This is a genomic window from Tardiphaga sp. vice154 (genome assembly GCF_007018645.1).
GTDB lineage: Bacteria > Pseudomonadota > Alphaproteobacteria > Rhizobiales > Xanthobacteraceae > Tardiphaga.
Map to the genome: position 1 here is coordinate 3,155,680 of NZ_CP041399.1, position 25,346 is coordinate 3,181,025.

A 25,346-nucleotide genomic window follows, 5' to 3' on the forward strand; every position below is an offset into this window, starting at 1 on the left:
GCCTCGCCGGTGGGAGAGGGGAAGAAGGAAGCGCAAGCGCGCCATCATGGTTACTTGGCTCCGGCAGGTGCGGGCGTGCTGGGAGGCGCGGGTGCGAGGCCGGTCTGGCCCTTCTGGTCACCTGACGGCGTGCCCTCGCCGCGCTTACCGCGACGCTCGCCGCCCTCGCCGCGCTTGCTACCGCGCGCGCGCGGCGCCAGATCGGCGGTCGGCTCGGCGCTGTTGGTACCGACACTGACTTTCGAGCCGTCGGCCAGATTGGCGAAGCCGGTGGTGACCACGCGATCGGTCGGCGAAAGCCCCTTGGCGATCACGGCGTCGGTCTCGTTCTGCTGCGTCACCGTGACCGGCACGGCTTTGACGATATCGCCCTCCCCGATCACGTAGGAGAACGTGCCGGCAGGACCGCGCTGCACGGCGGAGGTCGGCACCACCATCGCCTGCGGCAGCGTCTCGACCTTGAGCCGGACGTTGACGAACTGGCCGGGCCATAGCTGGAATCTGGCGTTGGGAAATTCCGCCTTGATCTTGACCGTGCCGGTGGTGATATCGACCTGGTTGTCGATGCCGGTCAGCGTGCCGGTGTCGACCACGGTGACTCCGTCATTGCCGAACACGTCGACGGTGAGCGGTCCCTTGGCGACCGCGGCATTGGCGCGCACGATCTGCTGCTGCGGCAGGCTGAACAGCACGGCGATCGGCTGCAACTGGGTGATGATGACGAGCCCGGTGGTGTCGGAAGATCGGATGATATTGCCCTGGTCGACCTGGCGCAGGCCGGCGCGGCCGGACAACGGCGCGATGATCTTGGTGTAGCTCAGGGTCGCCGCGGCGTTGTCGATGGCCGCCTGGTCGGAGTTCACCAGTGCCTCCTGCTGCGCCACGACGGACTTCTGCGTATCGGCCTGCTGCTTGGAGCCGGCATTGGTGGCCGCAAGCTGCTGGTAGCGGGCGAGGTCGAGCTTCGCATTCGCCAGCGTTGCCTCGTCCTGCGCCTTCTTGGCGACGGCCTGGTCGTACAACGCCTTGTAGAGCACCGGATCGATCTCGCCGAGCACGTCGCCGGCCTTGACGTCCTGGCCTTCCGCAAAATTGACCTTGATCAGCTTGCCGTCGACCTGCGCGCGCACCGTTACGTTGTTCAGCGCCTTCACCGAGCCCACGCCGTCGAGATAGACCGGCACGTCCTGGATCTTCGGCGTCGCCGCCAGCACCGGCACGGTCATGTCCGGCCGCGGCCCGCGTCCCGTGGCGGCGGTCTGCTTCTGCTGCCACACGGTCCAGCCGATATAGCCAAGCCCGCCGAGGATCAGCAGCGTCACGAATATCGAGACCGTGCGGCGCCGCGCGCCGCCGCGGATACGGGCTGCGGTGCCGGACGCGTTCGCCTCGTTCGCTTCCGGCTTAAAGAGCATTGACCGGTCTCTCCATATTCGGCTCCCAGCCGCCGCCCAGCGCCTGATACAGGCTGATGATCGCCAGGAAGCGCGACAACTGCGCCTGCGACAGCGCATCCTCGGCCTGAAACAGTGTCAATTGGGTATTTAGCACGGTGACGATGTCGGCGGTGCCGGCGCGCAATTGCTGTTCGGACAGTTCGAAGGCGCGCCGCGACGCCGTCAGTACCTCGCGCAGCAGCCGCAGCCGCTCCGTGGTCTGCCGGATCGCCACCAGTGCGTTCTCCACATCGGTGAAGGCCGACACCACGGTCTTGCGATATGTCTGCAGCAATTCGTCCTGCTGCGCCTGGGTCAGGTTGAAATTGCCCCGGATCCGGCCGCCATCGAAAATCGGCTGGGTCAGCCCGCCGACCAGGTTGAAGAACGCCGCGTTGGGCTGAAACAGCGAGGCCAGCGCGGCGCTCTGGTAGCCGCCGGAGCCGGTCAACTGGATGGTGGGAAAGAACTGCGCCCGCGCGCTACCGACATTGGCGGTCGCAGCCGCCAGCCGGGCCTCCTGGCGGCGGATATCCGGCCGCTGCGTCAGCAGGTCCGACGGTAGGCCGGCGGTCACCCGCGGCGACGAAATCGCGTTCAGCGAACCGCCATTGATGCGGATGCTGGCCGGGGGCCGCGCCACCAGCAGCGCCAGCGCGTTGGAATTCTGCTGCAGCGTCTGGCGCAGCAGCGGCACCGCGGCGCGCTGATTGGCCAGCACGCTCTGCTGCTGCGCGAGGTCGAGATCGGTGCCGGTACCGGCACTCAGCCGGGACTGGATCGCGTCCAGAATGCGCTGGGCGCTGGCGATGTTGCGCTCGGCCGTCTTGATGCGGTCCTGCGCGGCCAGCACCTGGAAATAGGCATTGCCGACCGCGGCCAGCGTGGTCAGCGCAACGGTGTCGCGGTCGAACCGGCTGGCGGTGGCGGTTTCCTCGGCGGACAATGCGGCGTCGCGGTTCTTGCCCCAGAAATCCAGCTCGTAGCTCGCCGACAGCGAGGACGAATAGGTGACGATCTCGCGTCCGCTATTGGTCAGGCCACTCGAGCTGGAGCCGGAATTGCGCGAATAGGTCTCCTGCCCGCCGCCGCTGACGCTCGGCAGCAATGCTGCGCCCGTGATCCGCGCCTGCGCGTCGGCCTGCCGGATCCGCGACGACGCCGCGGCGATGTCGAGATTGACCGCCTGGGCTTCTTCCATCAGCTGCGTCAATTCGCGCGAACGAAACCCCCGCCACCAGTCAAGCGATGGCGTGGCGCGGTCGGGCTGGGCCGATCCGGAGAATTTGTAGCCCCGGGGCACGTCCAGCGCGGGGTCCGGCAAGTCGGAGGTCAGGATGCAGCCGGTCGAACTGGCAGCGATCGCGAACGCAACGACTGTGCGCCAGACCGGCGACAGGCGCTTCACCGGCATGTCTTGCGGACGCTGCACGTAGTCAGATGGGGTCTTGGACGATGCAGGCTGCGACACGGTCACCGGGTGATTCAAACAATCGTGCCGCCACTGTAGCGGTCCGATTCGTGCGCGGACAGTGTTCTTCCGCCACAGCGGCTGCAAGCGTCATCCTGCTTCAACGCCGGGATTCCGGCTCGATTCCCACGAATTCCCTTTATAAGCCGGTACCTTGATGGCCATTGACGCCGCCACCCCGAATGGCAGACTTACGAAGATTTCATGTAGCCACTCAATGCCGGTAACCCGTCTTATGGACGTGCCATGGCTCCCGCGGAAGATATTGAAACCTCAACGGGATACCAACGTAGCTGGTACATTTGGATGGGGCACAGGGGACTGGAATGCGCGTTGCAGTTATCGGAACGGGAATCGCCGGCAATGCCGCGGCCTGGGCATTGTCGAAGCGCTATCCCGTGACGGTCTACGACCGCGAATTGCGCCCCGGCGGCCACAGCCACACCGTCACGATCGATTATGACGGCGCGGCGATCGCCGTCGATATCGGCTTCATCGTCTACAACGAGCTGAATTACCCCGATCTGACCGAACTGTTCGCCCATCTCGGCGTCGAGACAGTGGAAAGCTGCATGAGCTTTGCGGTCACTGCCGATGGCGGCAAGTTCGAGTGGAAGGGCGGCGGCGACAGCTGGGCCGAAACCGCGCGCGGCCTGTTCGCGCAACCCAAGAACCTGTTCTCGCCGTCCTACCTGCGGATGCTGCGCGACATTCTCAGCTTCAACGAGCAGAGCATCAAGGATCGCGACGCCGGCCTGCTCGCGGGCAAGTCGCTCGGCGAATACTTTGCGTGGCGCAAGTTCGCGCCGCGCCTTTTGACAGACTATCTGGCGCCGATGGGGGCCGCGATCTGGTCTGCGCCAGCGGCAGAGATGCTGGACTTTCCGGCCGAGAACTTCATCGCCTTCTTCAGCAACCACCGCCTGCTGCAATATGACCGCCCGGTATGGCGCACCGTGCGCGGCGGCAGCAAGACCTATGTCGAGAAGCTGATGGCCGCATTCGGCGACCATCTGCGGCTCGGTTGCGCAGTGACGTCGATCGAGCGTACCGCGCAGGGCGTGGTCGTGCACGACAGCCATGGCCGCGCCGAAACCTATGACCATGTGGTCGTCGCATCGCACAGCGATCAGGCGCTGGCGATGCTGGCCGATCCGAGCAAGGAGGAGACCACCATTCTCGGCGACATCGGCTATTCGCCGAATGTCGTCTATTTGCACCGCGACACCCGCTTGATGCCGAAACGCAGGAATGCCTGGGCATCGTGGAATTTCCTGCGCTGGAACCGCGAGGGCAGCACGGTGAACGACGTCGCCGTGACGTACTGGATGAACCGCTTGCAGGGCATTGCCGACGACAAGCCGCTGTTCGTTAGCCTCAACCCGCCCTTCGCGCCCGACCCGGCCCTGACCTTCGGCCGCTACATGTGCGAACATCCGCAGTACAATGCGAAAGCTTTCGCCGCTCAGAAGCGGCTCGGCGAGATCCAGGGCCAGCGTCACACCTGGTTTGCCGGCGCCTGGACCGGCTATGGTTTCCATGAGGACGGGCTGCGCTCCGGTCTGGCGGTCGCCGAGGCGCTGGGCGCCACGGTGCCGTGGCGCGTGATACCGCCTGAACTGTCCGAAGCTGCGGAGTAGAGATGTCCGGTCCTGTCGCCAGCGTGGAAGCAGCTGCAGCCGCCCCGGCCGCGCTGTATTTCGGCGACGTCATGCATGCAAGGCTGAAGCCGATGGGCCATCGCTTCAGCTACCGCGTCATGAGCCTGCTGATCGATCTCGACCGGCTCGACGAGGCCGACCGGCAGACGCCTTTGTTCGGGGTCAACCGGGCCGCCCTGTACAGCTTTCGCGAAACCGACCATGGCCCGCGCGACGGCTCGTCGTTGCGCGCCTACGCGCAGTCCTGCGCCGCCGGACACGGCATCGACCTTACCGGCGGCCGTGTGATGCTGCTGAGCTATCCGCGCCTGCTAGGCTATACGTTCAATCCGCTGTCGGCGTATTTCTGTTACACCAGCGATGGCGAGCTCGCGCTGATCATCTATGAGGTGCGCAACACGTTCGGCGACATCCACGCCTACGTGCTGCCGGTGCGGCCCGGCGAGCACACCGAGGCCGGCATCCGGCAGCAGCAGGACAAGCTGTTCTACGTCTCGCCGTTTCTGGAAATGCCGTTACGTTATCACTTCCGGGTGTTGCCGCCCGGACATTGCGTCAAGCTGCGCATCCTGGAAACCGACACCGACGGCCCGATCCTCGCCGCGACCTTCAATGGCCGGCGCCGCGCATTGACGACCGCCGCGCTGCTCAAATCGTTCCTGGCGCTGCCGATGGTGACGTTCAAGATCATAGCCGCGATTCACTGGGAAGCCCTGCGGCTGTGGATCAAGGGGGCCCGGCTGGTGCAGCGGCCGCCGCCCGATGCAAATACCGTCTTGGCGAGCGCCGAAAGCAATGATTATAGTCGGGCGTCATCTGCTGCGCGCGGTCCCAAGCCCGCCACGCAGCCGGGCGCTGTGCTTCGTTAGGGCTGCGGCCTCACCTTCAGTCCACGTGCAACTCGGACACAGAGCCACGCAATTCGATGGATCTTCCATGTCTGAGTACCTCGCTTCGAAACTGATCGTCCTCACGCCGGAAAATGTCGACGCCAGACTATCCGACCTGCCACGGATCGTGCGGATGGCATTCGGCTTCGGCTCGAAGCTGCGCCGCGGCACGCTCGATGTGACGCTCCCCGACGGCCGCCAGGTGCGGCTCGGCGGCCTCGAACCCGGTCCCTCGGCTGCGATGACGATCTACGGCTATGGCTTCGCCTCTCGGCTGCTCAACGGCGGCGACATCGGCATTGCGGAGGCCTATCTGCACCGCGAATGGGACACGCCGGACCTGACCCAGTTCCTGTATCTGTTCTGCGTCAACCACGATCTGATCAAGGCGATGCTCGGCGACAACCCGGTGATGCGCTTCGTGCAGATCGTCCGGCACTGGTTCAACCGCAATACCCGCAGGCAGGCGAAGAAGAACATCTACGCCCATTACGACATCGGCAATGCGTTCTATTCGGCCTGGCTCGATCCCAGCATGACCTATTCCTCGGCGATCTTTGAGGACGGCACCCAGGACCTCACCGCCGCGCAAAACAACAAGTACAAGCGCCTTGCCGAGGCGATCGACCTGCAGCCCGGACATCGCGTGCTGGAGATTGGCTGCGGCTGGGGCGGTTTTGCCGAATATGCCGCAAAAAACTATGGCGCCCATGTCACCGGCCTGACCATCAGCCGCGAGCAGCGCGACTTCGCACAGCAGCGGATGATGGAGACCGGCCTCAGCGACCGTGTCGAGATCAAGTTTCAGGATTATCGCGACGAGCGCGGCCAATATGACCGCATCGCCTCGATCGAAATGATCGAGGCGGTCGGCGAGCAGTTCTGGCCGCACTACTTCTCGCAACTGCGAGACCGGCTTCGGCCGGGCGGGCTGGTCGGCATCCAGGCCATCACCATCCAGGACAAGCTGTTCAAGGCCTATCGGGCGGAGGTCGACTTCATTCAGCGCTACGTATTTCCGGGGGGCATGCTGCCATCGCCCGAAATCCTCAAGGCGCTTGGCGACAAATTCGGCATGCCGGTTGTGCGCGAACGCATCTTCGGGCTGGATTACGCCAAAACGCTGGCGACCTGGCGCGACAATTTTCGTGAGGCCTGGCCGAGCCTGACGCCGCTCGGTTTCGACGACAGGTTCCGCCGGCTCTGGGAGTATTATCTGGCCTATTGCGAGGCCGGGTTCCTGTCGGGGAATATTGATGTTCGTCAGGTGGTGTTCGAGAAGGCGAATTGACCCCATATAGGTGCGACGGCAGCGGAATCGTTCGCTCCCTTGTCTGCCTCCGCCCCCTCCATTACGGTCGCGACCTGTCTGGCCCGAACCCCAAGAATTCCGCATCATGAATTTTGACCAAGACGTCATCGAGGCGATCGGCAACACGCCGCTCATCAAGCTGAAGGCCGCGTCCGACCTCACCGGCTGCACCATCCTCGGCAAGGCCGAATTCATGAATCCGGGCGGCTCGGTGAAAGACCGCGCCGGCAAATGGATGATTCTGGAGGCCGAGAAACGCGGCGATCTCAGGCCTCGCGGCCTGATCGTCGAGGCCACCGCGGGCAACACCGGCATCGGCCTGGCCGTCGTCGCCAGCGCGCGCGGCTATCGCACGCTGATCGTGATCCCGGAGACGCAGAGCCAGGAAAAGAAGGACGCGCTCCGGCTCAACGGCGCCGAACTGGTCGAGGTGCCGGCGCTGCCATTCGCCAATCCGAACAACTATCAGCATGTTGGACGGCGGCTGGCGGATCAGTTGCGCAAGACGGAGCCAAACGGCGTCCTGTTCGCCGACCAGTGGAACAATCTCGACAACGCCAAGGCGCATTATGAGTCGACGGGACCCGAGATCTGGCAGCAGACCGGCGGCAAGGTGGATGGCTTTATCTGTGCTGTCGGGACCGGCGGCACGCTGGCCGGCGTAAGTCGGTCCCTCAAGGAAAAGAACGCCAAGATCGTCATCGCCTGCGCCGATCCGCAGGGCTTTGCGATGTATAATTGGTTCAAGCATGGCGAAGCCAAGTCCACGCCCGGCGATTCCATCACCGAAGGTATAGGCATCGGCCGCGTGACGCCCGTCATCAAGACCGCTCAGGTCGATACCGCATTCCTGGTCTCGGACGAGGAAGCCGTCGCCGTCGTCTATGACCTGGTGCAGCACGAGGGCCTCTGCCTCGGCGGCTCCAGCGGCATCAACATCGCCGGCGCGATCCAGCTGGCCAAGCAGATGGGTCCCGGCCACACCATCGTGACTATCCTGTGCGACGGCGGCAGCCGCTACCAGTCCAAACTGTTCAACCCCGCTTTCATGCGCGAGAAAAACCTGCCGACGCCGGAGTGGCTGCAACGCAAGGGCGCGTTCACGGTGCCGTTCGAGCAGGTTTGAGCCTTGAAGCTCATCGGACGAATTGCCGAGATATGGCGCTACCCGGTGAGTTCACTGGCTGGTGAGCGGGTGGCAAGTGCCAGCCTGACCATGGACGGCGTCGTTGACGATCGCCAATTCGGCCTGATCGATGGCGAAACCGGGCTGCCGGCCGCGCCGGAGAAGCACGCGCGATGGCGCACGGCGCTTCATCTGCAGGCCCACAGCATCGCCGGACAATTGCCGACCATCACTTTTCCAGACGGACTGTGTCGCCCGGTGGACGACCGGGCGCTCAACGGTTTGCTGTCGGATTACTTCGGCTTTGACGCCGTGCTTGCGGCTCACGAAGCGATCGACGGCTACACTGATTTTCCGCGGACGGGGCAGCGCCATCCGCATTTCCCCGTGCATGTGCTCACGACGGCGTCACTGCGCCGGCTTGCGGAAGTGCGGCAGACCGACGCGATCGACGTGCGACGCTTCCGTCCCACGGTACTGATCGAGACCGTTCAAGCCACCGGCTTCGTGGAGAAGAACTGGATCGGCCAGAGCCTGCGCCTCGGCGCAGTCGGATTGCGGGCCGAGGAGGAAACGACACGTTGCGGCATTACGTTTATCGCGCAGCCCGGCGTTGAAGACGATCCGGAAGTTCTCCGGAGCATCCTGCGACACAACAAACGTCATCTCGGGATCAATTGCACGGTGGATGTCACGGGCACCCTGAATGAGGGCGACGACGTCTTCATCGACGATACGCCCGATCAGGCACTCTCCAGCGCACCGGCTCCTGCCCGCTGATCGCCACCGGTCTCGTCGAGAATCGCGCGCGCGACAATTTCGCCTATCTCGTGGGAGCTGGTGATGCCCTGAACGAACGGCAGCTTATGCAGCAGAAAGGAAATTGCCGCGCAATACAGCCGATTGCACAGATTGTCGGAGAATTTTGGCCTGAACGCCTCGTCGAGATCGACGCCGCCGGTGCGCGTGAATGCCTCCTCCGTCTCGGCAGTGATCAACGCCGCCCCCTCCGGCGTGGCGGCGGGCTTGATGACCCCCTGCTCCATCAGGCTCGGAAACGGCATATCGGTCGCTGACATGGACGCCTGGCCGGTCGCGTCGACGAAGGCATCAAACGCGACTGTCTTGCCGTCGAACCGGACCACCGCGCCATGCGTGACGCCTTCGGTGTCGAGCTTGTAGTCGCTGCCGAGTTTGAGAATTTCCAGCTTGCCCGCCCGCCGCAGCGCCAGCAGCCGCTGGATCGACTGGTGCGGAACGGTGGCATAGTCGTCGACGAAGACCGACTTGAATTTTGCGTGGAAACGCTTGAGGTCGTCCTGGTCGAGATGCGGTACCGCGCGCGCGACGATCTCATGCATGCGCAGGATCGCGTAGCGCCACGGCACGGTGTGTTCATTGGCCTTGTTCTGCTCGGCCTCCGCGAGATTAGCCGCGGCCCAGACGAAGGGATCGCGGGCCTCGCGCTCGGCAAAATAGGCCGACGCCAGCGTATCCACCGTCAGCAACGACAGCCCGATCTTTGCCGCATAATCGGGATCGCACGCTACCAGTTCGCGCTTGAACAGGTCGAAGACGTCATCCAGCAGGTTGGCGCTGCCGCGCGCGATCAGCGCGGCAACGGCTTCACCCGTGCAGATCTGCAATGGCGTGTAGGGATACTCGCAGTAGAAATCGGCTTCGGGCAGCAAGCCTTTGCGCGACATCAGCGCGGCGTGGAACGCCTCGCTGTCCGCCGCGCCCTGATACTGAAGCTGGCCACCCGCGTCGAGATAGAACACGCCGTGCGCCGTGGACACGGTGATCAGCGCATCGATGGCGCTCAGCGATGTGCCGAGAATGCCGACGAAACACGGTCCGATCTTCTTCAGGGCCGGCGCCGGCCATGGCGACATGAAGAATGCCGGTTTGATCTCGGTCGACTCTGGCCAGTTGTGCCCGGTGGCCATGACGACATGACCAAACGCGTAGTCCTTGCGGTCGCCGTCCGGCATGGGGACGGTGAGCTGGATCTCGGTTTCCTGCAGCCGGATATCGACGACTCGGTGGCGCGACTTGACGTCGATGGTGTGGCCGTTGGCCACGCCCTTGGCGATCAACTGCTGAAACTGGGACTGGAAAAATTCGCCGAGCACGACCCGGGGGTAGAATTCCCGCTCCCTGATGCGGTCGCGGGCGACGTTGAGGCGCTGCAATTCCGCGTCCGATTGTCGACGCAGCCACTCGACCAGCGTCTCGCAGATCGCCGGCAGTTCGATGCTGGCGATATTTGCGAGCATGGCCTGGTCGTTGATGTCCGGATGATAGGGCGTGCCCTTGCCGGCGTCCGCCTCGACCTCGAAGATCGAGATGGAGAGCGGCAGTCCGGGGCCCACCAGACCGGCGAGCGTATAGATGCCGGTCGGACCGGATCCGATGATGGCGATCCTGGGTGTCATGGCGCCCGTCGCCAGAACTGAGATGGTTTTCGGCACAAGATCATAGAAACGCTGGCCTCGGTGGCGGGGGCTGGAAAGACGCAATTGAGGTGATATTCAGCATAGCGACGTCCTGGCCGCGCTTTGGTTCCACGATGTCGCGGCAACCTTCCCTCAAAATGAAGGCCCTGGGCAACTATCGTAAAATCTGCCCCAGAAACAGCTTCGTCCGCTCATGCTTGGGATGCGCGAAGAACTCGTCCGGCGTGTCGGCCTCGATGATCTGCCCGGCGTCCATGAAAACAACGCGGTCGGCGACCTGCTTGGCGAAGCCCATCTCGTGCGTCACCACCAGCATGGTCATGCCCTCCTCGGCGAGGTCGACCATGGTGTCGAGCACTTCCTTGACCATCTCGGGATCGAGCGACGATGTCGGCTCGTCGAACAGCATCACCTTGGGGTTCATCGTCAGCGCGCGCGCGATCGCGACGCGCTGCTGCTGGCCGCCGGAAAGCTGGCCGGGAAATTTATGGGCCTGCTGCGGTATCCGGACGCGCTCGAGATATTTCATCGCCGCTTCCTCGGCGTCCTTCTTCGGGATGTTGCGCACCCAGATCGGCGCCAGCGTGCAGTTTTCCAGCACGGTGAGGTGCGGGAACAGATTGAAGCTCTGGAACACCATGCCGACTTCTCGGCGGACGTCGTCGACGCGGCGCAAATTGGGGCCGAGCTCGATGCCGTCGACCTTGATCGAGCCTTCCTGAAACTCCTCCAGCGCATTGATGCAGCGGATCAACGTCGATTTGCCGGAGCCGGACGGTCCGCAGATCACGATGCGCTCGCCGCGCCCGACATCGAGATCGATGTCGCGCAGCACATGGAAATCGCCGAACCATTTATTGAGGCCGGCGATGGAGACGATCGGGTTCGCAGTCATGGCCATGAGACTCAATTGCGCCGGTGAGCATTGAGACGATGCTCGACGAACAGGGAATAGCGCGACATGCCGAAACACAACACGAAGTAGATCATGCCGGCGAACGCAAAGCCGGTGAATAACGTGCTGGGCGTCGACCACGTCGGATCGGCAAACGACGCGCGCAACTGCCCGAGCAGGTCAAACAGCGCCACGATCGACACCAGCGAGGTGTCCTTCAGCATCGCGATGAAGGAGTTGACGAGACCGGGAATGACATGGCGCAGCGCCTGCGGCATCACCACGAGACCGGTAGTTTTCCAATAGGACAGACCCAGTGCACTCGCCGCCTCGGCCTGCCCGCGCGGTATCGCGTTGAGGCCGCCGCGGATCACTTCGGCATTGTAGGCACCGGCGAACAGCGCGATGCCGATCAGCACGCGGACCAGACCATCGACGGTGAAATTGCCGGGCAGAAACAGCGGCAGCATGTAGGTCGCAAAGAACAGCACCGTGATCAACGGCAGGCCGCGCCAGAATTCGATGAAGGCGACGCAGAACACCCGGATTAGCGGAATGGTGGAACGCCGGCCCAGCGCCAGCGCGATGCCGACCGGCATCGAGGCGACGATACCGGTGACCGACACCACCATCGTGACCAGCAACCCGCCCCACATCCGCGTGGCGACGACCGGCAGGCCCTGGCGGTCGAGCCGCAGGATCGCGATCACCATCGCGATCCCCGCGAAAGTGGTCAGGCTCGCGATCAGCGCCCGCCAGCCATTGCGAAAACCGCCGCCGACGAGAAACATGATCGCTGACACGATCAGTGCGGTGGCGAGAAAGTCGGCCCATACCGGCTGGCTGGAGCTCTCGATGAATTTCCGCAGGAACGTCAGCGGCCACAAAAGGATCGCCAAACCGTAGCCGGTCAGTTCGATCAACCCGCCCAGCCCGCGAAGAACTGCCGACAGCATCGGCAGCGATGTCGCTTGCGCGAGTTGCTGGCCGCCGTCGACCAGTGCGTTGGCAAAGCTGGCCAGAGCGGCCTCGCTCCATGCGATGCCGAAACCCCTGATGCCGCCGCCATAGAGCAAAAAGAACGCCACGATCGGGAAGGCGATGAAGAACAGCCCGGCGTTCAGGCTCTTGGCCGGCAGTTTCGGAATCAGCAGCGGCAGCAACAGCAGCGCTGCGAGTCCAAACGTCAGGTTGACGCGCCAGCGCTCCGGCTGCGGATAGAAGCCATAGATGAACTGGCTGAACTTGGCCTGCACGAACGGCCAGCACGCGCCGACCGCCCGGCCGGTGGTTTCGGCAAGGCATGCCGTGCGATCCCGGCCCGTCCAGACCGCGTCGATCAGCAGGAATTTCACCGCGGGAACGATGCTGAACCACAACAGCAGGAGGCAGGTCATGGTCAGCAGCACGTTGGTCGGTGAATTGAGCAGGCGGTTGCGAACGAAGCCGGTTACGCCGGTCGTCTTCACGGGCGCGGCGCGCTCGGGGATCAGTTGGTTCGAGATGAAGGCGGGCTCGCTCATGCGGGCTGCGTCCGGCCGAAACGCCAGCCGTAAAGACTCATGATGGCGCTGGTGATCAGGGAAATGGCGAGATAGACGCCCATCGTGATGACGATCACCTCGATCGCTTGGCCGGTCTGGCTCAACGTGGTGCCGGCGAACACCGAGAACAGATCGGGATAGCCGATAGCCACGGCCAGCGACGAGTTCTTGGTGAGGTTGAGATACTGGTTGGTGAGCGGCGGCAGGATCACGCGCAGCGCCTGCGGCACCACGATCAGCCGCAACGTAGCGCCGCGACTTAGGCCCAGCGACGCTCCCGCCTCAGCCTGCCCCTTGTGCACCGACTGCACGCCGGCGCGAACGATCTCGGCAATGAAGGCCGCGGTGTAGGTCGACAGCGCCAGCACCAGTGCGACAAATTCGGGAATCACGCGCGAGCCGCCGGAAAAATTGAAGCCGCGAAGTTCGGGATATTGAAACGTCACCGGTCTGCCGAACAGCGCCACGGCCAGCACCGGCAAACCGATCAGCAGCGCGGCGGCATAAGGCCATATCCGGATCACGCGGCCGCTCTGAAACAGCGTTCGTCGCGCATAGACGCGCAACAGCAGCGCAGCGATGATCGAAAGGACGATCGCGACCGCAAACGCATCGAAGCCCGCGGCTGCGATCGGCTTCGGCACGCCAAAGCCGCGATTGCTGAGAAAGAAACTGTTCCACAGCGAAATGCTCTGTCGCGGGCTCGGCAGCGTGGCGAGCACCGCAAGATACCAGAACAACAGTTGAAACAGCAGCGGCAGGTTACGGATCAGTTCGATATAGGCGCCGGCCATCCGCGCCAGCAGCCAATTCGGCGACATCCGCCCGAGCCCGACCGCAAAGCCGATGATCGTGGCGAAGAAGATTCCGATCACCGACACCACCAGCGTGTTGACGAGGCCGACGAGAAAGACCTGCGTGTAGCTGTCGGTTTCGGAATACGGGATCAGCGACTGGCTGACACCGAAGCCGGCGGTGTTGGCGAGGAAGCCGAAACCCGAGGCGATGCCCTGCGCGGCGAGGTTGACGCGCGTGTTGGCGACGATCTCGTAGCCGATCCAGACCAACAGGGCGACGAACAGGATCTGCGCCGCAAAGCCGCTCCAGCCCGCCTGCCCGCCCAGCGCCCGTCGCAGCTTTGCGGCGAACTGCGACGGCGGCGGTCTTGCTTCAGTGGTCATGGCCGCTGGCGGCTGCTGCGGCAGGCTCAGCGGATCGGCGGGGCGTACTGGATGCCGCCCTTGTTCCACAGCGCGTTGAGGCCGCGGGCGATGCCGAGCTTGGAGCCGGCGCCGATGTTGCGGTCGAACACCTCGCCATAATTGCCGGTCGCCTTCACGATGCGCGCCACCCAGTCCTTGGTCAGGCCGAGCGTCTCGCCGAGATTGCCGTCGGTGCCGAACACGCGCTTCAACTCCGGCTTGTCCGATTTCGCCATGTCATCAACATTCTTCTGCGTGATGCCGAGCTCCTCGGCATTCAGCAGCGCGAACAGCGTCCATTTGACGACATCGAGCCACTGGTCGTCGCCATGGCGCACCAGCGGCCCCAGCGGCTCCTTGGAGATCACTTCCGGCAGCACGCCATGGTCGGCGGGAACGGCGAGTTTGAGGCGTTCGGCATAGAGGCCGGAGACGTCGGAGGTAAACACGTCGCAGCGTCCGGCCTCATAGGCCTTGACGGTTTCATCGGCGGTGCCGAACGCGATCACTTCGTACTTCATGTTGTTGCCCTTGAAGTAGTCGGCAACGTTCTGCTCGGTGGTGGTGCCGGTCTGCACGCAGACCGAGGCGCTGTTCAGTTCCAGGGCGGAGTTGACCTTCAGCGACTTGCGCACCAGGAATCCCTGGCCGTCATAATAGGTGATGCCGGCGAAGTTGACGCCGAGCGAGGTGTCGCGCGACAGCGTCCAGGTGGTGTTGCGCGACAAGACGTCGATTTCGCCGGACTGCAGCGCGGTGAAACGGTCCTTGGCCGACAGCGGCACATATTTGACCTTGGTCGGATCGTTGAAGATCGCGGCCGCCACGGCGCGGCAGATGTCGACGTCGAAGCCGGCCCAATTGCCTTTGTCGTCGGGCGCCGAGAAGCCCGGCAGGCCGGAACTCACGCCGCAGGACAGCATGCCGCGGTCCTTGACAGTCTTCAGGGTCTGCGCCGAGGCCGCTTGCGCGGAAAGCCCGGCCATGGCGAGGGTGCAAAGCAAAATTGCGCGTTTCATGGCAAAGCCTTTCAGGGACGTCCGGAGCATTGGCTTGATCGCCGCGCCAAAAGGGCAACCTAACGATCCCGACGGCCAACGCAAAGCCCGGCCGGACCGGGAATCGGTCAAAGCGGGACCGTTGATCGGGCAATTCACTGGAATTCGTGGCAGGCCCCGCGACAGGCAGCGAGGAACAGCGCGCTATCACAGAACGATCCGGCAGCGCGGTCAAGGGGTTGACGGTGATCTTCCCGGTCCTGTTAGGTGGGGCGTCCGAGCCAGCCCGCCTGCCGGACGTCCCGCGCCCTCGGGCTGTGGCCAACTTCTCCCACCTGCGACGGATCCATGATGGCTTCAAACGACAATCACGGCACCGCTTCCCTCGCCATCGAGACCGAACTGGTCACCGCCGGTCGCGACACCGTGTCGCAAAAGGGCTTCGTCAACCCGCCAGTGGTGCGCGGCTCGACCGTGCTGTACCCGAGCGCCGAGGCGCTGCATGCCCATCGCGGCGAGTTCCAGTACGGCCGCCATGGCACGCCGACCACCAAGGCGCTGCAGGAAGCCCTGATGGCGCTGGAAGGCCCGAGCTGCGCCGGCGTCGGCCTGGTGCCGTCCGGCCTGTCGGCGATCTCCACCACCCTCCTCTCGGTACTCAAATCCGGCGATCACCTGCTGGTCAGCGACAGCGCCTACCGGCCGACCCGCAATTTCTGCAACGGCATGTTGAAGCGGCTCGGCATCGAAACCAGCTATTTCGATCCGCTGATCGGCGCCGGCATCAAGGAGCTGCTGAAACCCAACACCCGCGTGGTGATGGTCGAGGCGCCGGGCTCGCAATCCTTCGAGATGCCCGACGTGCCCTTGATAGCCGGGATTGCCCACGCGCATGGCGCTCTCGTCATCGACGACAATACCTGGGCGACGCCGCTGTACCATCGTTCGCTCGAACAGGGCGTCGACATCAGCATCCAGGCCGCCACCAAATATATCGGCGGCCATTCCGACATCATGTTCGGCACCATCTCGGCCAACGCCCGCGCCTGGCCGCTGGTCGACGAAGGCATCAAGCTGCTCGGCGTCTGCGCCGGGCCGGACGACGTATTCCTGGCGCTGCGCGGCCTGCGCACGATGGCGGTGCGGCTGGCGCATCACCAGCGCTCCGGACTCGAGATGGCGCAGTGGCTGGCGACACGGCCGGAAGTGCTCGCCGTGCTGCATCCGGCGTTGCCGAGCCATCCCGGACACGCCATCTGGCAGCGCGATTTCACCGGTGCCTCCGGGCTGTTCAGCATTACCCTGAAGCCGGTGTCTCAGGCGGCCGTCGATGCGTTGCTCGACACCGTCAAACTGTTCGGCATGGGCTATTCGTGGGGTGGCTTCGAAAGCCTGGTGATCCCGTTCGACTGCGCGACCTATCGCACCGCAACCGAATGGGCGCCGGGCGGCCCGGCGCTGCGGCTGCATATCGGGCTGGAAAGCACGGACGATCTCAAGGCCGACCTGGAACGCGGCTTCGCCGCGCTCCGCGCGGCTGCGCGCTGACGCCTGCCCCCCTGGACGGCAGCATTAGGCAGGCGGCGCTCGTTCCGTGACCTCAACGGGTCCGTCGATGCTACCAGCTCAACCGCGCCCCGCCGGAGAGCTGGTGGCTCTCGGCATTGCCGCGGAATTCGCCATTATAGGCGGCGAACAGCCGGAAGTTTTCGCTCCGCCAGCCGGAGATCTTGGCGCCAACCAGTGCGGCGTTGCGGCCCGGCTGCGCGGCTGAAACGCTGAAGCTTTCATCCAGCAGGGCGGCGCTGCTGACCAGCGTGGTATCGCGCAGGTCATAGCCCCAGCCGAGCTTCAGTTCCGGCATCAGCGTGGCACCATCGGACGTGCGCAGCCGCGCGCTGGCGGCCAGACCGGCCGTGGTGGTCAGCTTGTCGTAGGTTTGCGCGGCGTAGACGAGGCCAAACGGCAACTGGCTTTCGCTGTAGCCGTCGCGCCGGAAGCCCTGCCAGCTGACACCGGCAAACGGCTTCAGCGATACGTCCGGTGCCAGTGCGATCCGGTAGCCGGCTTCCAGCGAGGTGCCGAGACCGATGCCGTTGGTGCTGCCCTGCAGGGCGGAGCTCGTCAGCATGATCTGGCGGGTGGTCGAGATCTGGCTGGGACCGGCGGCGATACGGAAATCCACCACGGCTGCGCCCGGCGTCCAGCTCGCATAGGCGGCGCCGGCATAGGTGTCGGAGGTCCCGCGAATGTCGGTCGAGGTCGCCGACGTCCGCGCGAAACCGAACGCGCCGCCGGCGATCAGGTTGTTGGCGAAGGCGCGATCGGCGCCGACGGTAAAGCCGCCGCTGACCGCCTTGGAGCCGGCCAGTTCGCCGGAATCCCCGACCCGGCTGCTGCGTCCAAAGCCCTGCCCCCAAACGCTCCAGCCGTCCTGCGGGTTCTCCGCCGGCGTCAGGCTGGCGAAGGCATTGCTGGCGGCCGTCTCGGCGCTCATCACATTGCGGCCGGCATAGGACATTGCGAAGGACTGCGCAGCGCCGTTCTGGCCCTGCTGGCCGCCCAGCGCGAGCGTATCCTGGCGGTCGCCGACCGCGCCGAGGAAGCCGGCAAAGGCCTGCAACGGCGCGCTCGAAACCGCCGGCTGGCCGGGGCCGCCGAGCTGCGACAGCGCCTTGTCGAATTGCGCCTCGGTGTCGAGATTATACAACGCGTCGAACAGGGCCTTTTCGTTCGCCGTCGGCATCGCGCCTGCGCCGGCGCGCTCACTGTCGAGAATGGCCGCGACCGACCGCGAACCCGCGCCGAGCTGATCGACATTGGCCAGTCCAGAGAAGCTGGCGGGCGTCACCGTGAGCGTGATCGCGGTGGTCCCGTAGATCAGATCAAAGCGACCATTGGCCGGCAGGCCGGAGGTCGGCTGGATCAGCGACGCAAAGGTGCCGGCGGTGCGGGCGCCACCGGTGGCCTGCACGAAGGCGAAATCAGTGCCGATCGCTGGCGTGTAATTGCTGACGGTGCCGACGCTGCCGCGTAGCACCGGCGTCAAGGTCCCGGCCGCCCAGAATACGTTGCCGGCCCCGGTGACGTAGATCCTGTCATAGGTGCCCGGCCCGCCCGGCACATTCAGGGTACCGTCGATATCGATCCTGGTCGTGGCGGTCGAGGCCAGCGTGACATTGCCGTTGAAAGTCAGCGAACCCACCGAATTGCCGGCCAGCACGGTGCCGGGCGCGACCACATTGTTGGCGACGAGGTCACCGATGTTGGCCATCTTGCCCGGCGACAATGTGCCGGCGATGAAACTGTTGCCGTTCACGGTACCGAAGCCGGCCAGCGTCGCGGGTTGCGCGACGTTCAGCGTCTTGCCGACCGTCAGGCCCAGCGTGCCGTCGACGGCAAGCGTGCCCATCGCTGCGAACACGTTGCCACCGGCATTGGTGCGGCCGGCGATCGTCAGAATGCCGTCGCCGGACTTGGTGAAGTCGCCTTGCGTCGTCAGCAATCGACTCCAGTAAGCAGTGGTGTCGGCGGCGACTGCGACATTGGCATTGGCGGCGAGTGCCGTCGGACCGTCCGTCGCCCGGTCGAGCCGGATCAGGCCGTAACCGAAGATGGCGTCGAGACCGGCAGCGCCGAGATCTTCGGTGGTCGAGAATAGCAAGCGGGCCAGGTCCTGCGCGTTATAGGTCGGATTGGCCTGGATCAGCACCGCCAGCGCGCCGGACACCGTCGGCGCCGCCATCGAGGTGCCTTGCGCGAAACCGTAGGTGTTGTTGGGAACGGTCGAATACACCATCTGCCCGACGCCATCGTCGCCGCCCGGCGCTGCCACGCACCAGCTCGCCGTCACGCCGCAATAGTTCGAATACCAGGCTGGCGCCTTGGTGCTGGCGACAGACATCACGCCGATGATCAGGCCGGCCTGTTGCTGATAAAGCGCCAGATCGAGACCGGTGCCGCCATCGTCATAGACGCCTGTCGCGGCGTGCGCAGGCTGAATGTAGGGATAAAGCGCCATGCCGCTCGGGTTTTTCGCAGCGATCGGGTGATCCTTGCGATCGTTGCCGGTCGCCGCCACGATGATCTTGCCGGCCTTCAGAACGTTGAGAACCGCACGGGCTTCGGTCTCGTTCGGACCGGTGCCCAGCGACCACACGGTTTGCGGCGCGTCGGGAGCGTTGGGTCCATAGCTGGCATTATAGGTCATCACGTCGCGCAGCGATGCGACGTAATCCAGCGGCGCGGCGTTGGGATCGATGCCAGGCCCGTAAGTGTAGTTTGCGCCACGCGCCACGATGGTGCGGATCGGAATGATGTTGCTGTCGTAGGCCACGCCATGCATATCGACGCCGGCAACCTTCGCCGCGGCGATGATGCCCGCCACGTGCGAGCCATGGATGTCGGTCTCGGTGGCGACCTGCGGGGTAAGCTCCGCGGGATTATAGGTGCCGCCGGCCTGAACGAGATAGTTCCGTCCCAGCGCAATGTTCATCTTGTTGACGAGCGCGGCGTTGGTAACGTCAAATCCACTGTCGCCAACAGCGACGGTCACGCCCTGGCCGGTGAAGCCGCGGTTGTAGGCGGCCTGGGCCTGAATCAGATCCAGATTCCATGTCTGCAGAAAGGTGGACGGCAAACCCGCCGCCGCGCGCGGCACGTTCACGGGGCTGGACGCCGCCTCATAGGCGCTCGCACCGACGCCCGAGGCGCCGATGCTTCTTGTTGCCAGGATCTGGGCGGCGTTCGGCGCCAGTGTCATGGGCTGGCCTGAGGTCAGAACCCCCAAATCGGCAGCGGTGGTGACATCCCGCAAGGCCGCAGGAGCCAAGCGGGCGACATGGCGGACGATCGGGTCGCGAAGGCCGGGTTGACGGTACGTATTGTCATAGGCGAGCGCGATGAGGGTGCGCTCTCCCTGTCGCAGCGCGCCGGCCAGTTCACGCTGCTGATCGGCGGTCAGCGATCCATTCGTTTTTCTAGCGGCCCGGGACGGGTTCACCGCATCCGGTCCTGCCGCGTGCAACGCGGTTGGAACGGCAGCGCTACTTAATATCGTCGTGCACAACAGCAGCTTCGAAAGATCGCGATAGCGCCGATATGCACGCATAGTAACCAACTCCATCACCAGCGCTGGACGTCGCAGGACGCCCGGCGCACGCAGTTTCGAGAAGTACCGATGTGACAGTTCGGTTGACGACAGGCAGTCGCAAACCGCAGCCTGTTTTGCGTTCTAATACGGCGGCGCGTTTGATAGACAGCGCGATGTTGAGGCTGGGGCTTCCCGCGTGCGCTTTGACTTGACCCAGCGTCTCAGTTCGATCCGGCGGGACAATGCAGCATGCGAAACGTAGTTCGGCGCCACAGGCGAAGCCGAACCGGAATGATCCGCACGTCAGGAAAAGTTCACCACAACTAAAGTCCTGCAGATACAGGGCTGACATCCGGCGTTGCCATATGCAACATGGCAGCATTCGACCGGACGAACCAGAATCGCTCGTCTCGGTGGAGCCGAAACAAAAGTTCTCGGCGCTCGGTGCAGCAGATTTCCGGTTTACGCATGTCCAGCCTTCCGCGACTTTATTACGTCACCACCGGGCTGGACGCGGCGAACGCCTTTGAGACCTGGAGCGCGGTGATCTCACCGTTATTTGAGCCGCGTGCATGCGGCCCCTCCAGGAAAACCCCGACGGGGTCGGCGTCAGGTGTGATTGTTGGCCAGATCATCATCGCCAAGGTGATCTTCAACGCGCAGGATTTCATCCGGGAGGCGCAGCGAATCAGTGCGACCCCGGGCCACATCTTGCTGCATCTTTATTTGAGCGGCGGCTTCAACGGCACCGTCTCCGGGCACAAGACGGCGATCGGCCCCGGCAAGGTCGCGATCATCGATCTGGCCTACCCGATCGAAACCCGGGCTTTTGCATCCACCACCCTGTCGCTGATCGTGCCCCGCAAGCTGCTGGGCGACGGAGCGCTGGAAAACCTGAAACCGCGCCTTGATCCGTTCCGCAACGACCTGCTGGCGGCGCATATTCAGGGGCTCCATGAACGCGGCGCCCAGTTGCGCGAAGACGATATTGCAGCAACGGTCGCGGACACCGTGGCCTTCCTTAAAAGACTGCTCGCGCCGGCTCCGGACGATTCGCTGGTCGAACAGAGGAATGCCGATGCCAACGTGCTGGCGCTGATGGAAGCCGTGATACGCGACAATCTGGCGCTGCCGGAATTGTCGCCGGAATGGCTGGCGCTGGAGCTCGAAATTTCGCGCGCCTCGCTGTATCGACTGTTTGCCAGTCACGGCGGCATCATGCGCTATGTCCAGGAGCGACGGCTGCTCGCCGTCCAGGCCGCGCTCAGCGATCCGCTCGAGACGCGCCGGCTGTCGCGGCTTGCTGCCGATCTCGGCTTCAAGAGCGAGGCGCATTTCAGCCGCAGCTTCCGTGCCCGGTTCGGCATCACCGCGAGCCGCTATCGCAAGACGCAGATCGATGCCTCCGCGACGATCCAGCTCACCAGCCCGGACGTGGTCCGGCAGTGGTGGATGAACGTCGCCGAACGCAGCGAGCAAGCCGCCGCAAGCTGATCAGCTGTCCAGCGTCTTCGAACCCTTGGCGTGGTTCTTGATGATCAGCATGATATTGCGGACGTAGATGACAGTGGCGAACGCCTGGCCGAGGATAATCACCGGCTCGCGCTTGGCGATGCCGTACACCAGCGTCATCAACCCGCCGGCCATCGAGAAGAACCAGAACGCCATCGGAACCACGCTGGCGCCTGCGCGCTCGCTGGAGATCCACTGCACCAGGAACCGCGCGGTGAACAGCAATTGCGCCACCAAGCCGAAGGCGAGCCAGAAATCGAACTTGGCGACAAACACATCGTAGAGATAGTCGCCCAGCTCTTGGCCATATTGAATCAGCATTATTTGTACTCGGTTGCGACCGGCGTCGGGCGCTTGCGGCGGATCAACCACCACACGCCGGCGAGGTCCATGATGCCGATCCACAACCGATCGAAGAAGCCGTAATTCGAAATCCCGGAATGGCGGGGCCGGTCGATCACATCGACATAGGCGATCTCGAAACCCTCGCGGCGCACCAGTGCGGGCAAAAAGCGGTGCAGGCCATCGAAATATGGCATCGACAGAAACACGTCGCGGCGGAACGCCTTCAGGCCACAGCCGGTGTCGCGGGTGCCGTCGCTAAGCACCGCGCTGCGCACCCGGTTGGCGATCTTCGACTGCATCTTCTTGAAACCGGTGTCCTTGCGACCGACGCGCTGGCCGGCGGCGAGGCCGACCCGGCCTGCCCCGGCCTGCACGGCGGCGATCAAATCCGGCAGAAACGCCGGATTGTTCTGGCCGTCGCCATCCAGCGTTGCGACGATGGCGCCGCGCGCGGCGCGGACGCCGCTGCGCACCGCCGCCGACTGGCCCGACGAGACGGCATGGTCGATGCGGCGCAGATTGGCGCGCGCTCGCATCAATTCGACGAGCCGCTGCGGCGTAGCGTCGGTCGAGCCGTCATTGACGTAGATGATCTCATAGGCAAAGCGGCCGTCGAGCGCCGCGCCGATCTCTGCGATCACGGGCGCGACATTGTCCTGCTCGTTACGAACCGGAACGACGATCGAGACATCGACGGGAATGGTGTCAAAAGACGACAAATCAGGGCTCTTGGGTTGGGTGGCGCTGCGGAACCCGCCTTTGGCGGCCCGCAGCAAGCCCCGCTTCTATGGGGCGATGACGCCGCGGGCAACCCTTTTGAGGTGTTCGGCCGATGGTCCGGTCAGCGGTTCGATGCGGCCGTCGCGGTGGATCGTGAACGCCAGATGTCGGGCCGCGAACCAGTATCGCACTGCCATCGCGCCGATCACGCCATTCAGCGCGCCGCCGACGACGTCGCTCGGATGATGCGCCAGCAGCAGCAGCCGGCTGCCGATGATCACCAGCGCGTAGACGAACATGACGGTGCGCAGCCGCGGCCATAGCGCGGAGACCGCGAAGGCCAGCGCAAAAGCGGTGGTGGCATGACCGGAGGGGAAGCTGGCATAGGTCTCGCTCCAGGCGAAAGGCTGGAAATTGAATGGATTGGCCTCGCCGCCGACAAACGGACGGCCGCGGCCGATCACGCCCTTCAGCAGTTCGCCAACCAGAACGGCGAACAGCACCGAGAAGAAGACATATTGAAGCCGGGTGCCGAAGCTCGCCAGCGTCGCCCGCGACAGGCCGTGCAACCGCGGCGCCGCCAGCGCGACGAGCACCAGCCCCGCGAACAGTGCCCACAGCACATATTCCGACTTACCGAACGCGGTGATCGAGCGCACCGGCCACAGCCATTCGGTTCCGCGCGGCGGCATCAGCGCGATCTCATAGGCATCGATCACAAACATCAGCGCCAGGATGGCCGCGGCCGCGACGAGCGTGAGCCCGAGCGAGCGCCGCGCCCAGTGCCGGCCGGCCTCGGCGCGGCGCGAATGGGTGGGGGAACGCACCAATTGCGCCAGCGACAGGCCGACAAAGCGGATCAGCCGCGCGACATAGCCGGCCGGCTCGGCCGCTTCCTTCGCGGGCATTACCGGGTGCCTTCGGAACGATAGATCGCCACCGAGACCGCGCGCCCTTGCGAGAAATTATAGCCCTCGATGCGCGTCGCCACGTCGTAGCGCAGCCCGATAGCGTCGGCACGCTGCGCGAAGCTGCGTTCCGAGCGCGCCTCGACCAGCGCAAAGCGACAACTGCCCTGGCCGAGGAAATCGGCGGCGCCGGAGCCGTCGGTGAGCAATGTCTTGGTGCCAGTCATGAACACCAGGCTCGGCTCATGGTAGCCGGCAGCCGCCGCGAGCGGTCCCACGCAGACTACATTGCGCAGCGCCCGCGCGATCTCCTGGCTGGGAAACAGCGGCTTCATCGCCGGCATCACGATGCCGTAGAACGACGCGCTCATGAACAGTGCCGCGACTACCGCATTGAGCAACGAGCGCTCCGCGTGGTTGTCATCATACATCCACCACGCAAGCAGGCCGAAGCACAACGCCGCGCCGGCGAACGGCCAGGCCAGGAACACCGGATGGCGCACCACCATGATGGCCCCGATCAGGACCAGCACCGCGGTCAGCACCGGAACCGTGAACCACCACGAGGCGCCGCGCGCCAGCCAGGAGCGGGCCAGCACCCGGCGCTCCAGCGCGCCGACGATCAGGATGGCGATCGCCGGATACAGCGGCAGCACGTAATGCGGCAGCTTGGTCATCACCAGTTCGAACACGATCCAGGATGGCACCAGCCAGGCCAGCAGATATTGCGCGCCGGGCTCGCGACGCGCCCGCCAGATCGCCGGCGCGGCCATCCCGGCCAGCGGTGCGCCGGGCCAGAACGTCACCCAGAACAGCAGGAAATAGGTGCCGGGCGGCGCGCCGTGCGACTCCTGCGCGGCCAGCTTGCTCAGCATGTCGCCGCCCAGCGAATTGGCGAAGAAGGCGTCGCCGGACTTCACGAAGATCGCGACGAACCATGGCAGCACCAGGAGCAGCGTCCATACCACGCCGATGCCCGGCCGCAGCCGCCACAGCCAGGCGGCCGAACGGTCCATGATCGCCAGCGCCAGGATCGTCAACCCGATGAACAGCAGGATCAGCGGCCCCTTCAGCAGGATCCCGCCGGCCATCGCCGTCCAGAAAATCACCGGCTCGGACCATGAAGGCTTCGCGAATTCCTCGCCGCGCTGCCACGCCAGATAGACCCGCGCCATCGCTCCCATCACGGCGACCACCGTGAGCAGCAGCATCGCGTCGGTCTTGGCCAGACGCGCCTCGACGCCGAGCAGCACCGAACTGCACATGATGAGCCCGGCCAGCACCGCGCCGCGCCGCGTCACGAAGGCCAGCGCCGTCCAGTAGGTCAAGAGCACCGCGCCGATTGCGCCGATCAGCGACGGCACCCGGTACAGCCAGATGCGCGCCTGGGCGCGCGGCAGGCCGAGCGCGCCGGCCGTTTCCACCACCGCGGCCTGCACCCAGTAGATGCCGACCGGCTTCTTGTAGCGCACCTCGTCCTGGAAGCGGATATCGACGAAATCATTGGTCTCGACCATCTGCCGGGTAGCCTGCGCAAAGCGGGCTTCGTCGCGGTCGATCGGCGGAATGTTGAAAAAGCCCGGCAAGAAAAACAGCAGCCCGACCAGCGTCAGGAACGCAATCGACCAGGCGTGGCTCCTGGTGACGAAATCCAGCACGCGCACCAGCCCGCGGCCCGGATTGACGCGGGTTTTCGGCTCGCGCGGCGCGCCAAAGCGGGGTCTTGCATAGGTCTCGGACATGACTGTCGCTTACGCCGAAACCGCCATCCGGAC

The 25,346-nt window shown here is 64.6% G+C and carries 20 protein-coding genes; 8 read left to right on the forward strand and 12 right to left on the reverse strand.

Features of this window, described 5'->3' with window-relative positions:
* Positions 1-50 precede the first annotated feature (50 nt).
* Both FIU28_RS14695 and FIU28_RS14700 read right to left on the reverse strand, forming a co-directional pair.
* Positions 51-1,415, reverse strand: a complete 1,365-nt coding sequence (locus FIU28_RS14695; RefSeq protein WP_143573988.1) for an efflux RND transporter periplasmic adaptor subunit — start codon at positions 1,413-1,415, stop codon at positions 51-53.
* Positions 1,405-2,850: an efflux transporter outer membrane subunit gene (locus tag FIU28_RS14700; RefSeq protein ID WP_143576199.1), complete on the reverse strand. Its 1,446-nt coding sequence runs from the start codon at positions 2,848-2,850 to the stop codon at positions 1,405-1,407. The genes FIU28_RS14695 and FIU28_RS14700 overlap by 11 nt, the downstream gene beginning before the upstream one ends.
* A 383-nt stretch (positions 2,851-3,233) precedes the next feature.
* Here FIU28_RS14700 and FIU28_RS14705 point away from each other — a divergent pair, with 383 nt between their 5' ends.
* The 5 genes from FIU28_RS14705 to FIU28_RS14725 all read left to right on the forward strand — a co-directional run bounded on the left by FIU28_RS14705 (position 3,234) and on the right by FIU28_RS14725 (position 8,676).
* Positions 3,234-4,547, forward strand: a complete 1,314-nt coding sequence (locus FIU28_RS14705) for an NAD(P)/FAD-dependent oxidoreductase (protein WP_143573989.1) — start codon at positions 3,234-3,236, stop codon at positions 4,545-4,547.
* Positions 4,548-4,549: 2 nt separating this feature from the next.
* Positions 4,550-5,437: a DUF1365 domain-containing protein gene (locus FIU28_RS14710; RefSeq protein WP_143573990.1), complete on the forward strand. Its 888-nt coding sequence runs from the start codon at positions 4,550-4,552 to the stop codon at positions 5,435-5,437.
* Between the two features lie 67 nt (positions 5,438-5,504).
* Positions 5,505-6,749, forward strand: a complete 1,245-nt coding sequence (locus FIU28_RS14715; RefSeq protein ID WP_143573991.1) for an SAM-dependent methyltransferase — start codon at positions 5,505-5,507, stop codon at positions 6,747-6,749.
* A gap of 106 nt (positions 6,750-6,855) precedes the next feature.
* Entirely contained in the window at positions 6,856-7,896 is a 1,041-nt protein-coding gene (locus FIU28_RS14720) for a cysteine synthase A (RefSeq protein WP_143573992.1), read from the forward strand.
* Between the two features lie 3 nt (positions 7,897-7,899).
* Complete coding sequence (locus tag FIU28_RS14725) at positions 7,900-8,676, forward strand: MOSC domain-containing protein (RefSeq protein WP_143573993.1); 777 nt, start codon at positions 7,900-7,902, stop codon at positions 8,674-8,676.
* Here the strand turns inward: FIU28_RS14725 and FIU28_RS14730 are convergent.
* The 5 genes from FIU28_RS14730 to FIU28_RS14750 form a co-directional block, all read right to left on the reverse strand.
* Positions 8,640-10,334: an FAD/NAD(P)-binding protein gene (locus FIU28_RS14730; protein WP_143573994.1), complete on the reverse strand. Its 1,695-nt coding sequence runs from the start codon at positions 10,332-10,334 to the stop codon at positions 8,640-8,642. The genes FIU28_RS14725 and FIU28_RS14730 overlap by 37 nt on opposite strands.
* A gap of 175 nt (positions 10,335-10,509) precedes the next feature.
* Positions 10,510-11,250 (reverse strand): amino acid ABC transporter ATP-binding protein, encoded by a 741-nt coding sequence (locus FIU28_RS14735; RefSeq protein ID WP_143576200.1) that lies wholly within the window; start codon positions 11,248-11,250, stop codon positions 10,510-10,512.
* Positions 11,251-11,261: 11 nt separating this feature from the next.
* Positions 11,262-12,773, reverse strand: a complete 1,512-nt coding sequence (locus tag FIU28_RS14740) for an amino acid ABC transporter permease (protein WP_143573995.1) — start codon at positions 12,771-12,773, stop codon at positions 11,262-11,264.
* Positions 12,770-13,975 carry an amino acid ABC transporter permease gene (locus FIU28_RS14745; RefSeq protein ID WP_143573996.1) on the reverse strand — a complete coding sequence of 402 codons (1,206 nt, stop codon included), beginning with the start codon at positions 13,973-13,975 and terminating at the stop codon, positions 12,770-12,772. Before FIU28_RS14745 ends, FIU28_RS14740 begins: the two co-directional genes overlap by 4 nt.
* A 26-nt stretch (positions 13,976-14,001) precedes the next feature.
* Positions 14,002-15,015 carry an amino acid ABC transporter substrate-binding protein gene (locus FIU28_RS14750; protein WP_143573997.1) on the reverse strand — a complete coding sequence of 338 codons (1,014 nt, stop codon included), beginning with the start codon at positions 15,013-15,015 and terminating at the stop codon, positions 14,002-14,004.
* A gap of 327 nt (positions 15,016-15,342) precedes the next feature.
* Here FIU28_RS14750 and metC point away from each other — a divergent pair, with 327 nt between their 5' ends.
* Positions 15,343-16,542 carry a cystathionine beta-lyase gene (gene metC / locus FIU28_RS14755; RefSeq protein WP_441351233.1) on the forward strand — a complete coding sequence of 400 codons (1,200 nt, stop codon included), beginning with the start codon at positions 15,343-15,345 and terminating at the stop codon, positions 16,540-16,542.
* A 70-nt stretch (positions 16,543-16,612) separates the two neighbouring features.
* On the opposite strand, the gene FIU28_RS14760 is transcribed toward metC, so the two are convergent.
* Positions 16,613-19,756 (reverse strand): autotransporter domain-containing protein, encoded by a 3,144-nt coding sequence (locus FIU28_RS14760; protein ID WP_246660687.1) that lies wholly within the window; start codon positions 19,754-19,756, stop codon positions 16,613-16,615.
* Between the two features lie 78 nt (positions 19,757-19,834).
* On the opposite strand from FIU28_RS14760, the gene FIU28_RS26990 reads away from it, so the two are divergent.
* Both FIU28_RS26990 and FIU28_RS14765 read left to right on the forward strand, forming a co-directional pair.
* Entirely contained in the window at positions 19,835-20,047 is a 213-nt protein-coding gene (locus tag FIU28_RS26990) for a hypothetical protein (protein ID WP_246660688.1), read from the forward strand.
* A gap of 507 nt (positions 20,048-20,554) precedes the next feature.
* Positions 20,555-21,580: a helix-turn-helix domain-containing protein gene (locus FIU28_RS14765; protein ID WP_143573999.1), complete on the forward strand. Its 1,026-nt coding sequence runs from the start codon at positions 20,555-20,557 to the stop codon at positions 21,578-21,580.
* Here the strand turns inward: FIU28_RS14765 and FIU28_RS14770 are convergent, their stop codons facing one another.
* The 4 genes from FIU28_RS14770 to FIU28_RS14785 form a co-directional block, all read right to left on the reverse strand.
* Positions 21,581-21,919, reverse strand: a complete 339-nt coding sequence (locus tag FIU28_RS14770; protein ID WP_143574000.1) for a lipid-A-disaccharide synthase N-terminal domain-containing protein — start codon at positions 21,917-21,919, stop codon at positions 21,581-21,583. It abuts the gene before it with no gap.
* Complete coding sequence (locus tag FIU28_RS14775) at positions 21,919-22,662, reverse strand: glycosyltransferase family 2 protein (protein WP_246660689.1); 744 nt, start codon at positions 22,660-22,662, stop codon at positions 21,919-21,921. Before FIU28_RS14775 ends, FIU28_RS14770 begins: the two co-directional genes overlap by 1 nt.
* A 66-nt stretch (positions 22,663-22,728) precedes the next feature.
* Positions 22,729-23,571, reverse strand: a complete 843-nt coding sequence (locus FIU28_RS14780; RefSeq protein WP_143574001.1) for a phosphatase PAP2 family protein — start codon at positions 23,569-23,571, stop codon at positions 22,729-22,731.
* Entirely contained in the window at positions 23,571-25,313 is a 1,743-nt protein-coding gene (locus FIU28_RS14785; RefSeq protein WP_143574002.1) for an ArnT family glycosyltransferase, read from the reverse strand. Before FIU28_RS14785 ends, FIU28_RS14780 begins: the two co-directional genes overlap by 1 nt.
* Between the last annotated feature and the right edge of the window lie 33 nt (positions 25,314-25,346).